Genomic DNA, 12,071 nt, shown 5'->3' on the forward strand with positions numbered 1-12,071 from the left:
CCTCCGAGTCACCATGTCCCGCATCCTGCTCGCCGCAGTGCTCGCCCTCGGTCTGTCCGCGTGTTCCGACGACCCCGATGAAGTCGCGCCTGACTCGGGCACGAATCCCACCGTCGACGCGGGCACGGATGCCGGGACGGACGTGGATGCGGGGACGGACGTGGATGCTGGCACGGATGCGGGTCCGGGCAGTTCGAACGGCTCCGGGAAGCTCCCGTGCAGCAGGACGGGCACGGTGAGCACGGACGCGGGCACGCTGACGTACTGCGTGGCGCAGGTGGGCGCGACGGAGGTGAAGTACATCGAGCCGAAGCAGGGCATCGTGCCCGAGCCCATGCGGCTGGCCATCTACCTGCACGGCGACGGCGCGTCCGTGTACAACGGCAACAACCCGCGCTCGCTCTTCACGAACGGCGGTTGGACGTACGGGCACAACACGCTCTACGTGACGGCGCTCGCGCCCAACAAGTGCGCGTGGTGGGTGAAGCCGGAGTACACGGACTGCCCCAAGGAGGGGGTGCCGCTGTCGGAGCGCGACCTGGAGGGCAAGAACGCCGCGGAGCTGGTGTCGCTCATCGAGGCGCTGCGCAAGGGCTGGGACATCCAGGACGCTCCCATCCTCTTCGGTGGCTCGTCGGGTGGCTCCATCCAGCTGACGGCCAGCTTCCTGCCGCGCTACGGCGACCGCTACCCGGGCATCTACGCGCTGAGCTGCGGCGGTGAGAAGCCGTGGTCGGGCCAGATGGACTGGGACGCGTCCAACGCGGCGCTGCGCGGCGGCACGAAGTTCTGGTTCACCTACGGCGACCAGGATGAGCTGCTCCAGGACATCCAGGAGGCGGAGCAGTACCTGGGCGGGCTCCAGTTCCCGGTGAACGAAAAGATCATCCCGGACGCGGGGCACTGCGCGTTCGACCAGGTGGGCCGCGTCGCGGAAGTGTGGAGCGAGGCCACCGCGCAGTAGGCAGCATCCCGTGCCCCACTTCTTGCGAGGGATTGCACCGCAAGAAGCGGAGTGCGCGGCGAGGAGTCCGGTCGATATGAAGCCCCGATGCGCCTCTACGACTATCTGCCCTCCGCGAATGGCTACAAGGTCCGCACGCTGCTGAAGCAGCTGGGGCTCGCGTACGAGCTGGTGCCGGTGGACATCTTCGCGGGGGAGAGCCACACGGCGGACTTCCACGCGAACAAGAACCCGGACGGCCGCATCCCGGTGCTGGAGCCGGAGCCGGGGCGGTTCCTCGCGGAGTCCAACGCCATCCTCTTGTTCCTGGCGGAGGGCACGCGCTTCCTCCCCGAGGACCGCTTCGCTCGCGCGCAGGTGCACCAGTGGATGTTCTTCGAGCAGAACGCGGTGGAGCCGAACATCGGCACCGCGCGCTTCTGGCTCCTCACCGGCCGGCAGCCGCTGGAGTCCGACGTGCTCCGCAATCGCATCCAGAACGGTGAGCGCGCGCTCGCCACGCTGGAGCGGCACCTGGGCAAACACCCGTTCCTGGTGGAGGAGCGCTACACCGTCGCGGATATCTGCCTCTTCGCGTACGTGCACCTGGCGCCGGAAGCGGGCGTCGCGCTCACGCCCTTCCCTGCCATCACCACGTGGCTGGAGCGCGTGAAGGCACAGCCCGGCTTCCTGGGCCCCGTACCGCCCTACTCCGCGAACGCGCACGTGCGCTGACGCGAATCACTCCTGTTCAGCGGCCACGGCCTCACGGACCTCCGCGTCCGTGAGCGTCACCGTGGGCGCGTCCGCCTTCGCCTCCAGCAGCCGATTCGCCAGCAACTCCGTTACGGGCGCGAGCACGCTGAAGTGCGTGGCCCCCGGCACCGCGAGGAACGACAGCGGCGCTCCCTTCGCCGCCGCGCGCAGCGGTTCGAAGGCGTCCATGTTGCCGTAATCCGAGCCCTCGATGACCTGCGTGGGCACGCGCAGGTGCTCCACGTAGCTCACCGGGTTGCGCATCCACAGCTCCGGCCCACGCGCCTGCCCCAGGAGCGGGACATAGTGCGCGTACTCCGACACGTCGTGCGTCGGGCCGAACACGTAGGCGCCCTTCAGCTGGGGTGACAGCACCGCGGCCATCAGCGCCACCGTGCCGCCCGTGCTGTGGCCCGCCACGTAGATGCGCGCCGGATCCACGTCCGGACGCTTCGCCACGAAGTCGATGGCGGCGACCACGTCATCCACCTCGCCCAGGAAGTATTCGCGCGCGCCCGGGCTGTCGTCCGCCCCTCGCAGCGACGGCAGCATCAACACCAGCCCCGCTTCGCGGAACGCCCGCGCGCTCTGATCATTGCTCCGGGGCGTCGGCGTCCACGCGAGGCGGCCGATCCCGAAGTCCATGCCGCCGTGGATCCACACCACCGCCGGCCGCTTCGGGCCCTCACGCACGGGCGTGACGTAGGCCGCGTTGCTGCCCAGCGGCGCGGGATAGCGCACCACCTCGAAGAGCTCCTTCGGCGGCGTGGGCGCGGGCACACGCTGCGTGGGCTCCACCTTCAACTGCGTACGGAACGACTTTCGAAGATTCACGGAGGTGGGCGGCGCGGGCTTGGAGCACGCGGCGAGGAGGAGGCAGGCCAGCAGGAGGACAGGACGGGCTGACGTCATTCTGGGAATACGCGGCGAATCGGTGTCACGGGTTCGCGACAGCGCCGGAGGGTGGCTTGACAGCTCGCGACATCGCGTCTACTTCTTCTCGCAGAATGTTCGTCACCTCCGCCATGTGCATGTGTTCGATGCCTGTTCCGGGTGGGCCCAAGCCCGCCGCGGCCGGCTGACGCACAGCCTGCCCCTGGCGAGCCAACCGGAGCCCACCCACCCGCGAGGGTCGGTGGGCTTCGTCGTTTTCGGGCCTCCGCTCTCGCATCTCCTGCCGAAGAGCGTCGCAGCGCCCACTGAAGCCCTGAAGCCCTCCCCGCCTCCCGCAGTGCCCTGACGTCCCCACCACCCGTTTGCCCTCACGCACGCGCGTTCCTTCCGGAGCGACGCGAACAGGAGTCCCTTGCCATGAGCACGCCCAACGAACGCCCGCTGCACCCCGACACGCTCGCGCTGCACGCCGGCTATTCGCCGGACCCCACCACGGGCTCGCGCGCGGTGCCCATCTACCAGACCACGAGCTACCGCTTCCGCGACGCGGACCACGCCGCCGCGCTCTTCGGCCTCAAGGAGTTCGGCAACATCTACACGCGCATCACGAACCCCACGACGGACGTCTTCGAGAAGCGCATCGCCGCGCTCGAAGGCGGCGTGGGCGCGCTCGCGGTGGCGTCCGGCCAGGCCGCGCAGACGCTGGGCATCCTCAACATCCTCAAGACGGGGGATGAAATCGTCTCCGGCGCCAGCCTCTACGGCGGCACGTACAACCTCTTCAAGGTGACGCTCGCGCGCCTGGGCATCACCACGAGGTTCGTGGACGCGGGCAACCCGGACGCGTTCCGCCAGGCCATTGGGCCCAAGACGAAGGCGCTCTACCTGGAGTCCCTGGGCAACCCGCGCCTGGACGTGCCGGACTTCGACGCCATTGGCGCCGTGGCGCGTGAAGCGGGCCTGCCCCTCTTCGTGGACAACACCGCGCTGTCCCCCGCGCTCTTCAACCCGCTGCGCCACGGCGCGAACATCGTGCTGCACAGCGCGACGAAGTACATCGGCGGGCACGGCACCTCCATTGGCGGCGTCATCGTGGACGGCGGCAACTTCCCCTGGGAGAACGGCAGGTTCCCGGAGCTGACCGAGCCCAACCCCGGCTACCACGGCCTGCGCCTGCGCGAGGCCTTCGGGCCCGCGGCCTTCATCCTCAAGGCGCGCCTGGAGGGCCTGCGAGACCTCGGCCCCGCGCTCAGTCCCTTCAACGCGCACGCGTTCATCCTGGGCCTGGAGACGCTCCGGCTGCGGCTGGAGCGCCACTCGCAGAACGCGCTCGCGGTGGCGAAGTGGCTCAAGCAGCACCAGAAGGTGGAGTGGGTGCGCTACCCGGGCCTGGAGGACGACCCTTCGTTCCCCAACGCGAAGAAGTACCTCAAGGGCGGCTTCGGCGGGCTCGTCACCTTCGGCGTGAAGGGCGGCCTGTCCGCCGGGCGCAAGGTGATTGACGGGGTGAAGCTGTGGAGCCTGCTCGCGAACATCGGCGACACGCGCTCGCTCATCATCCACCCCGCGTCCACCACGCACGAACAGCTCACCCCGGAGGAGCGCGCCAGCACGGGCGTCACCGACGACCTGGTGCGCCTGTCCGTGGGCCTGGAGCACCTGGACGACATCCTGGCCGACCTGGACCAGGCCCTGAGCGCGGTCTGACGCCATGCGACCCGTGAGGCCTGGAGAGGAAGTCCCCCCGCGCGCGGAGACCCCGCGCGTCTTTGATGTGTCGCTGCCGGACCTGCCGCTGGAGGCCGGCGCCCGCGTGGCGCCCCACCTCGTGCGCGGCTGGTGGTGGGGGCCTCCGGAGGACCTCGCGTGGTTGCAGTCCCGTGCGCGCGTGCACTCCGACGAAGCGACGCGCGAAGGCCGGCTGCGCGTGGTGCGCAGGACCGCCTCCGAGCTGCGCGACGCCGCCATCCACGCGCGCCGCGTGGGGCTCCGCCGCGCGCCGGACGCGGTGCCCACGGTGCTGCTGGTGCACGCGCTCACCGGGGACATGAACGCCGGAGGCGAAGGCGGCTGGTGGGCGCCCGTCATCGGGCCGGGCCGGCCGCTGGACCCTTCGCGCGTGCGGCTGCTGTGCTTCAACAACCTGGGCTCCTGCTACGGCACCTCCGGCCCCGCGGACGAGGGCTTCCCGCAGCGCACCGACGACACGCGCTTCGGCCCGGCGCCGGTGCTGCCCAAGGGCGACCTGCGCCTGGATGAGCGGAGCCTGCCCGCGACGATTACCCCGTGGGATCAGGCGCGCTCCATCCTCGCGGCGCTGGACGCGCTGGGCGTGGACGAGGTGGCGCTCGTCACCGGCGGCTCGCTGGGCGGCATGGTGGTGCTGTGCCTGGCGGCGCTCGCGCCGGAGCGCTTCCAGCGCATGGTGCCCATCGCCACGGCGGAGGCCGCGTCCGCGTGGGTGGTGGGCTGGAACCACGTGGCCCGGCAGGCCGTGCTGCTGGACCCCGGGTACCCCGAATCCCCGAGGCGCGGCCTGGAGCTGGCGCGCCAGCTGGCGACGCTCACCTATCGCGCGGAGGCCGGACTGGAGGCGCTGCAACCCAGGCCGCAGGCGTGGTCGTCGCGCGCGCTGTATCCGGTGGAGAGCTACCTGGAGCACCAGGGCGCGAAGCTGGAGGCGCGCTTCGATGCGCGGTCCTACCTGGCGCTCCTGGGCGCGATGGACCACCACGACCTCACCCGCGTGCCCACGCCGAACGGTGGGCCCGGCGTGGACCGCATCCGCGCGAGCACGCTCACCGTCGGCATCGACCGGGACGCGCTCTTTCCTCCCGAGCACATGAAGAACCTGTCCCGGCGCCTGCGCGCGCAGGGACTCCATGCCGAGTACGCGGCCCTGTGCAGCGTGCACGGCCACGACGGCTTCCTCATCGAATGGGACGCGCTCGCGCCCCTGTTGGTCCGCGCCCTGTCCCTGCCTCCGGGCGTAGGCCGTGACGCCCGCCTTTCCTCCACTGCCGGCGTCCGCGCCCGGAAGACCTCATGACCACCCCTGTGAGCATCACCCGCTACGCGCCGTTCCTGCTCGACAACGCCCAGGGACTCGCGTCCGTGGCCACGCACCTGTCGCGCCGCGACGCGGGCAGCACGCGCGCCGCCATCGTGTCGTCACCTCCGTGGCTCGCCTCGGGGCTGGAGGCCGCGCTGTCCATCGCGTTGAAGGGCAACTCCACGCTGGCCCGGCAGGAGCTGGACGGCCTGCTCGCGCGCGGCCTGCTGATGCTGGAGGAGGCCGAGCGCCGGCTGGGCGCGCCCCCGGGCTCCACGTCGGTGGAGGCGGACGGCTCGCGCTCGCTGGCGTCGCTGCTGGAGCCCGCGCGCCGCGCGCTGGATGGCGCCAGCCTGGTGCGTGAGCGGCGGCCCGCGCTGGAGGACGTGGTGCGCGGCACCGGCGACCGGCTGACGGCGGCGCTGCTGGCGAAGCTGCTGGGCGCGCGCGGCGTGCCGGCGCTGGAGGTGGACGCGGCGGACTGGACGGTGACGGAGGGCGAGCCCGGGCTGGCGCGCGTGAACCGCGAGCACACGCGCGCCCGGGTGGCGACGCTGCGTCCTGCGTGGGAGGGGCGGCTGACGCTGCACGCGGGTGGGCGGGGCACGGCGGTGGATGGGCGCTCCACGACGCTGGGCGTGGAGGGAGCGGACGAGACGGCCGCGGTGCTGTCCGTGCTGCTGGGCACGCCGCTGACGCTGTGGACGGACGTGCCCGGGGTGATGACGGCGGATCCGCTGCACGTCGCGGACGCGAGGCCGGTGCCGCACCTGAGCTACACGGAGGCGCTGGAGCTGGTGTACCTGGGCCTGCCCACGCTGCACCCTCGCGCGCTGTCCACGCTGCGCGACGCGGACCTCCCCCTGCGCGTGCGCCACCTGCAACAGCCCGACGAACCCGGCACGCTCATCGACGTGCGCGGCGCGGGCAACGGCAGCGTGCCCACGTGCGTGGTGTCCCTGGAGGACCTGGCGCTGCTGGGGCTGGAGGGAGGCACGGAGGAGGCCACCCGGCCGGTGGGGCCTCGCGCGTTGCAGGCGCTGGAGGCGGCGGGCATCGACGCGTGGATGGCGGCGCAGTCTTCGCCGGGGCGCTCGGTGGCGGTGGTGCTGCGCCGGGTGCACGCGGCGCGGGCGGAGGAGGTGCTGCGGCGGGAGCTGGGCCCGGAGCTGGAGCGCGGCGCGTTGCAGCCGCCCCAGGTGCGCGCGCCGGTGACGCAGGTGGCGCTGGTGGCGGAGGCCATGGGCCAGGGCGCCAACGTGGCGGGACGGCTGTTCCAGCCGCTGGGCGCGCTGGGCATCAACGTGCGCGCCATCGCGCAGACGGCGAGCGCGCGCTCCATCTCGTTCATCGTGGACGGGGCGGAGACGGCGCTGACGGTGCGCACGGTGCACGCGGCCTTCCACTTCGCGCATGAAGAGGTGAGCCTGCTGGTGCTGGGCCATGGCGTGGTGGGCACCCAGCTCCTGGAGCAGCTGCGCACGCTGCAGGCGACGCTGGCGCGGGGGCATGGCATCCAGCTCAACCTGGTGGGGCTCGCGGACAGCCGGCGGGTGCTCTTCTCCCCGGAGGGCATCCCGCTGAAGCAGTGGCGCGAGCGCATCGAGTCCGTGCCCGAGGGCGCCTCACCGCCCGTGGTGCGCGCGCTGCTGGAGCCGCTGCGCCGGCTGCCGGTGCCGGTGCTGGTGGACTGCACGGCGGCGGAAGGCATGGAGGCGCTGTACCTGGAGGCGTTCAAGAGCGGCATCCACGTGGTGGCGGCGAACAAGAAGCCGCTGACGCAGCCGCTGGAGGTCTGGGAGCGGCTGCGGAGCACCGCGCACCTGAACCACCGCGCGTACCACTACGAGACGACCGTGGGCGCGGGGCTCCCCGTCATCCAGACGCTGAAGGACCTGGTGCGCACGGGGGACCGGGTGCACGGCGTGGAGGGTTCCTTCTCCGGGACGCTCGGCTACCTGAGCCAGCAGCTGATGGACGGGGTGCCGCTGTCGAAGGCGGTGCGCACCGCTCGCGAGAAGGGCTTCACGGAGCCGCATCCTCGCGAGGACCTGGCGGGCACGGACGCCGCGCGCAAGGCGCTCATCCTCGCGCGCGAGCAGGGCCTGAACCTGTCGATGGAGGACGTGGAGGTGGAGCCGTTCGTCCCTCGCGAGTACCTGGAGGAGGCGGACGTGGAGCGCTTCCTCGCGGGACTGGAGAAGCTGGACCGGACGTTCACCTCGCGCATCGAGGGGCTGCGCGCGGAGGGCAAGGTGCTGCGCTACCTGGCGCGCATCGACCCGTCGGTGAAGGACGGGCCGGTGCTGAAGGTGGGCCCGGTGGCCGTGGCGAAGGAGCATCCGGCGACGCGGCTTCGCGGCTCGGAGGCGTTCGTGGCGTTCTCCACGGAGCGCTACGCGGACTACCCGCTCCTGGTGCAGGGCGCGGGCGCCGGCGGGCCCGTGACGGCGGCCGGCGTCCTCGCGGACATCCTGAAGATCGCCCAGAACCTGCGGGGGCGATAGGCGGGCTTTAGTAGCCCACGTAGCCGCTGCCGCTGTTCATCGCCTGGATGCCCGGGGTGTTGGACACGGAGCCGTAGCGGTCCACCGCGTAGCGCACCGCCGCGACGATGTTGTCCACCGGGTTGCGGATGTTGTCGTGGCCCGGGAGCTTGAACGCGTCGAACGTGGGCTGGATGGTCTGCATCAGGCCGATGGAGGGGTGGCCATCCTTCGCGTTCTGGTCCGTCAGGTTGATGGCGTTCGGGTTGCCGCTGGACTCGTGCTCGATGATCTTCGCGATGTCCTGCGGGTTCATCTTGTCCACCGGGACGCCAGCGGCCTTGAGGATCTCCATGGCCTGCTTGATCCAGTCGCCCACCTCGCCCTTCGGCATGTCGCCCGTGGCGCCGGCCGACTGAGCGGAGCCCGCCTGGAACGAATCACCCGCGCTCGGAGCCCCGCCCGCGTTGCTGGCGCCAGGCGCCGCACCGGACGCGCCGGACACGCCCGCCGGGGCCTGGGCACCCGCGGCCGCGCCACCCGCGGCGGCCGCGCCATTGCCAAGGATGCTCTGGAGCATCTGGGCAATCTGCTGGAGCTGCTCCACCACGCCGCTGAGGCCCTCCATGAACTCCTTGAACTGGGCGCCCTTCGCCGGGCCGGCGCTGAAGCCGTCCTGCTGGAACCGGGACGCGAAGTCCGAACCCGGCTTCGGGCAGTGGCTCGCCTGCACGCGGCCGCCGGAGAGGGCATCCGGGCGGGCAGAAGCGAAGTCCTGGGAGGGAACGCGGAGGGAAGAGACGCGGGCGGAACCGGGAGCGTTGATCATGGGGGATTTCCTCGAAAGTGAAGTGCTGCTGACGAGGAACACCTACAGCAGGAGACATGCCAACCCATGGGAGGACACCGGCCGCGAGCCAAGTGCTTGATGTCCTTGGAAATGCGCGATGCGTGGTGCTCGGAACCCGGCCCTGTCCCTGGTGACTGGAGTCACCGCTCGCCAACAGCGGTCACCAGTCGCGGGTCACTACTTCGCGCGCCGGGGCTGCTTCCTGGCCGCGGCCTTCTTCAGCGCGGCGGCGCCACGGTGACGCCATGCACCGACGGCAGGATGCGAAGCTGCACGGTGCGCGCACGCGGCCATTCGCCACGCTCCAAACGCAGGCGCAGCTGCTTGGGCGGAACCTGACGCACCACCTTCACGCGCGTCCCATTCGCGAGCGTGACCTGCGCGCCTTCCGTCAGCGCCTGCCCGCAGGCTCCCACCCAACGCCCCCATCCCGACGCCTCGCCCCACGCGGCCCACGCCATCTCCGAGCCCACCGCGAACGAGCGCCGCACACCTGCCTGATACCCACCACCCGCTACCCGACCCGTCGACATGAGCACTCCTGCCTGGACAGTCTCGTTTGGAAAACCTGAAGCATCTTCTGCCGGGCTCACCCGGTGTGCTGCAGCCGGCGCTTGTACTTCTCACCCCAGTCCCGCAGCCCCTCACCGCCAACGCCCAGGAGCGGCTCTTCTACGAGCGCGAGTCCAAGGCCGCGTTCGCCAACGGCACCCAGACCGCGGACATCACCGCAGAGCAGCGGAAGCTGCTGTGGGCCGACGCCGTCATCCCCTTCCGCAGGCAGAACAGCGGGCACTACGACACCCAGCAGGTGCTCCTGCCCGGGCTGGGCGACGGCGCCTCTGGCACCCGCATCCACCTGGTGCAGCAGGGCGACCCGGAGCAGCGGCCCGTCACCCCGTCGGGCGGTAGCCCGGCATGAGGAAGTTGTCGTGGTCCGCGTACGCCGGCGCGTCCGCCTCGCCGGTGAAGGCGCGCAGGGCGCAGTACTCCGGATACGACGCCTGCACGGTGATCTGATCCCCCACCTGGAGGACCACGTCGCCGTTCGGGTGCAGCGTCTCCTGGTCGCCCCGGATGAGCGACAGCGCCAGCCCGCCGAAGCGGTCCCGCACCTGGGAGATGTTCATCCCCGGCAGGCCGTCGCGGACCACGAACAGGGACACCACCATCAGGTGCTTGCCAATGCGGAACGAGTGGACGAGCCGCGGGTCCAACGCCGCCAGCGCCATGGCGGGCGCGGCCAGCGAGGAGCTGGACAGGGCCTCCGCCTTGAACGTGTCACGCACCTTCGCGCCCAGGTCGTCGTCGAACAGGCGGATGACCACGCGGATGCCGGGGTTCAACCGCCGCGCGTCCAGCGCGATGTTCAGGTTCGCCAGGTCGTCGTCCGTGGCGCAGACGATGGCGGACGCCTTCTTCACGTTCGTGCGCGGCAGGCACAGCGGGCTGCGCGTGTCGTCGATGAGCAGCGGGATGTTCTCGTCGCGCAGCGCGGACACGAACGTCGCGTCCTCGCGCTTCTCCACCACCACCACGTCCTTGCCCATCTCCCGCAGCTGCGTCACCACGCGGTAGCCCACGCGCCCCGCGCCGCACACCACGACGTGGCCCTTCATCGTTTCGGACACCACGGAGACCCACTCCTTGTCGTTCTTGTGCCGCGCGAAGAAGAGGTACGCGAAGCGCACCACGCCATCCACCACCAGCGCGATGCTGACCGGCGGGATGAGGATGTTGAGCGCCTCCACGAACCAGTCGGCCACGTAGGGCAGCGACGGCTGGCCGAAGAGCAGGAAGTAGACGTGGTGCAGCGCCTCTCCGTAGGAGATGCGGCCCCCGTCCGGCCCCACGTAGCGCCAGTGGTACAGCGCCGGCCCCACCCCGAAGATGACCGCCGCCAGCAGCAGCGTGCTGCGGAACCTCCGCGACAGCGCGCGCAGGTACCGCAGGTCCATCATCAAGCGCGCGGCAGGGCTCCTCATGCGCGGGGAAGCCTATGCCGCCGGGGTGATGTCCGTGGAGGCTTCCGCCTTCGAACGGCGCTTCTCGATGAGCCACACCGCCAGCACGCCCAGCTCGTAGCAGAGCAGCATGGGGCCGGCCATGAGCGACAGGTTCACCACGTCACCCGTGGGCGTCAATATCGCCGCCGCGATGAGGCACACCACGAACGCATGGCGCTGGTAGCGGAAGAGCCACCGCGACTGCACCACCCCGACGATGCCCAGGAGCGCCATCACCAGCGGCAATTCGAAGATGACGCCGAACGCGAGGATGAGCAGCAGCACCAGCGACAGCTGCTCGTTCATGGTCAGCATGGGCCGCGTCCAGCGCGCGGCCTCGGCGTCCGCGTAGCCCTTGGCCAGCTCCTTCTGGAGGCGCCACAGGCCGGACATCTCCTCCGCGCGCGTGGGCGCCACGCCCGCGAGCAGGCTGGCCGCCTGGTCCATGGCGGCCTCCGACGCGAGGTAGTCCTGCTTGCCGAAGGCCGTCACCGCCTCCACGCGCTTCTCCACCGCCTGGCGCAGCACGCCGCGCGCGGGGACACCCAGCCCGTCCGCGGCCGCGTCCAGCAGGTCGCCCAGGCCCTTGAGGCGCGCGGTGAGCTCCACGCTCTTCGCGGTCGCCACCTGCGGGTCCTTCACCTGGCCCTCACCGGCGGCCGTCAGCGCGGCGCTGGTCTCCCGGGCCACGTGGCCGGCGCGCTCCACCTCACCAATGCGCAGGAAGCGCAGCGCGTCCTCGCCGCCCATGCGCGCCGTGTCCATGCGCTGCTCCAGGGCGAGCGTCTCCTCCTCGTTGAGGAGGAACTTGAACATGGAGGGCAGCACCAGGAAGTAGCAGAACAGCGAGCCCACGATGAACGCCACGGAGCCCAGCACCACGAAGGGCGACGCGTACTTGCGCTCCTCCGGGTAGAGCCCCGGCGCCACGAAGCCCCAGATCTGCCAGAGGATGACGGGCGTGGTGAGGAAGATGCCGCAGTACACGCCCACCTTCATCAGGACGTTGATCTCCTCGATGCCGGATGTGTAGACGAGCGAGCGCCCCTCCGGGGGCAGCGCGTCCAGCACCGGCCGCATCAAC

The 12,071-nt window shown here is 71.1% G+C and carries 11 protein-coding genes; 6 read left to right on the forward strand and 5 right to left on the reverse strand.

All coding sequences use genetic code 11. The features are described 5' to 3' along the window. The first annotated feature begins 13 nt into the window (after positions 1-13). Positions 14-964 carry an alpha/beta hydrolase gene (locus D7X96_RS41225; RefSeq protein WP_244219782.1) on the forward strand — a complete coding sequence of 317 codons (951 nt, stop codon included), beginning with the start codon at positions 14-16 and terminating at the stop codon, positions 962-964. Between the two features lie 87 nt (positions 965-1,051). Next, positions 1,052-1,678: a glutathione S-transferase family protein gene (locus D7X96_RS30275; RefSeq protein ID WP_121771343.1), complete on the forward strand. Its 627-nt coding sequence runs from the start codon at positions 1,052-1,054 to the stop codon at positions 1,676-1,678. Between the two features lie 6 nt (positions 1,679-1,684). On the opposite strand, the gene D7X96_RS30280 is transcribed toward D7X96_RS30275, so the two are convergent. Then, the gene (locus tag D7X96_RS30280; RefSeq protein WP_121771344.1) at positions 1,685-2,611 is read right to left on the reverse strand and encodes an alpha/beta hydrolase family protein; all 927 of its coding nucleotides are present in this window, start codon (positions 2,609-2,611) and stop codon (positions 1,685-1,687) included. A gap of 399 nt (positions 2,612-3,010) precedes the next feature. Here D7X96_RS30280 and D7X96_RS30285 point away from each other — a divergent pair, with 399 nt between their 5' ends. The 3 genes from D7X96_RS30285 to D7X96_RS30295 are packed head-to-tail and all read left to right on the forward strand — an operon-like array spanning position 3,011 to position 8,152. Continuing rightward, positions 3,011-4,300 carry an O-acetylhomoserine aminocarboxypropyltransferase/cysteine synthase family protein gene (locus tag D7X96_RS30285; protein WP_120549298.1) on the forward strand — a complete coding sequence of 430 codons (1,290 nt, stop codon included), beginning with the start codon at positions 3,011-3,013 and terminating at the stop codon, positions 4,298-4,300. A gap of 4 nt (positions 4,301-4,304) precedes the next feature. Then, entirely contained in the window at positions 4,305-5,642 is a 1,338-nt protein-coding gene (locus tag D7X96_RS30290) for an alpha/beta fold hydrolase (RefSeq protein ID WP_121771345.1), read from the forward strand. Beyond that, on the forward strand, positions 5,639-8,152 hold the full coding sequence (locus D7X96_RS30295; protein ID WP_121771346.1) for an amino acid kinase family protein: 2,514 nt from the start codon (positions 5,639-5,641) through the stop codon (positions 8,150-8,152). The genes D7X96_RS30290 and D7X96_RS30295 overlap by 4 nt, the downstream gene beginning before the upstream one ends. Positions 8,153-8,159: 7 nt before the next feature. Here the strand turns inward: D7X96_RS30295 and D7X96_RS30300 are convergent, their stop codons facing one another. Then, entirely contained in the window at positions 8,160-8,960 is an 801-nt protein-coding gene (locus D7X96_RS30300; RefSeq protein WP_121771347.1) for a transglycosylase SLT domain-containing protein, read from the reverse strand. Between the two features lie 239 nt (positions 8,961-9,199). Then, positions 9,200-9,514 carry a hypothetical protein gene (locus D7X96_RS30305; protein ID WP_147442780.1) on the reverse strand — a complete coding sequence of 105 codons (315 nt, stop codon included), beginning with the start codon at positions 9,512-9,514 and terminating at the stop codon, positions 9,200-9,202. A gap of 26 nt (positions 9,515-9,540) precedes the next feature. On the opposite strand from D7X96_RS30305, the gene D7X96_RS40525 reads away from it, so the two are divergent. After that, on the forward strand, positions 9,541-9,903 hold the full coding sequence (locus D7X96_RS40525; RefSeq protein WP_199747280.1) for a hypothetical protein: 363 nt from the start codon (positions 9,541-9,543) through the stop codon (positions 9,901-9,903). Here D7X96_RS40525 and D7X96_RS30315 read toward each other — a convergent pair. Continuing rightward, complete coding sequence (locus tag D7X96_RS30315; protein WP_120549303.1) at positions 9,875-10,966, reverse strand: potassium channel family protein; 1,092 nt, start codon at positions 10,964-10,966, stop codon at positions 9,875-9,877. The two genes, D7X96_RS40525 and D7X96_RS30315, sit on opposite strands and share 29 nt — an antisense overlap. Positions 10,967-10,978: 12 nt before the next feature. After that, a partial coding sequence (tatC, locus tag D7X96_RS30320) for a twin-arginine translocase subunit TatC (RefSeq protein WP_158626650.1) occupies positions 10,979-12,071 on the reverse strand: 1,093 nt, incomplete at its 5' end.

It is taken from the genome of Corallococcus interemptor, from assembly GCF_003668875.1.
In the GTDB taxonomy this organism is placed as follows: Bacteria; Myxococcota; Myxococcia; order Myxococcales; family Myxococcaceae; genus Corallococcus; species Corallococcus interemptor.

Coding starts and splice junctions, on each gene's coding strand:
- D7X96_RS41225 (WP_244219782.1), top strand. CDS start 14: ATGTCCCGCATCCTGCTCGCCGCAGTGCTCGCCCTCGGTCTGTCCGCG.
- D7X96_RS30305 (WP_147442780.1), bottom strand. CDS start 9,514: ATGTCGACGGGTCGGGTAGCGGGTGGTGGGTATCAGGCAGGTGTGCGG.
- D7X96_RS30300 (WP_121771347.1), bottom strand. CDS start 8,960: ATGATCAACGCTCCCGGTTCCGCCCGCGTCTCTTCCCTCCGCGTTCCC.
- D7X96_RS30315 (WP_120549303.1), bottom strand. CDS start 10,966: ATGAGGAGCCCTGCCGCGCGCTTGATGATGGACCTGCGGTACCTGCGC.
- D7X96_RS30295 (WP_121771346.1), top strand. CDS start 5,639: ATGACCACCCCTGTGAGCATCACCCGCTACGCGCCGTTCCTGCTCGAC.
- D7X96_RS30280 (WP_121771344.1), bottom strand. CDS start 2,611: ATGACGTCAGCCCGTCCTGTCCTCCTGCTGGCCTGCCTCCTCCTCGCC.
- D7X96_RS30285 (WP_120549298.1), top strand. CDS start 3,011: ATGAGCACGCCCAACGAACGCCCGCTGCACCCCGACACGCTCGCGCTG.
- D7X96_RS30275 (WP_121771343.1), top strand. CDS start 1,052: ATGCGCCTCTACGACTATCTGCCCTCCGCGAATGGCTACAAGGTCCGC.
- D7X96_RS30290 (WP_121771345.1), top strand. CDS start 4,305: ATGCGACCCGTGAGGCCTGGAGAGGAAGTCCCCCCGCGCGCGGAGACC.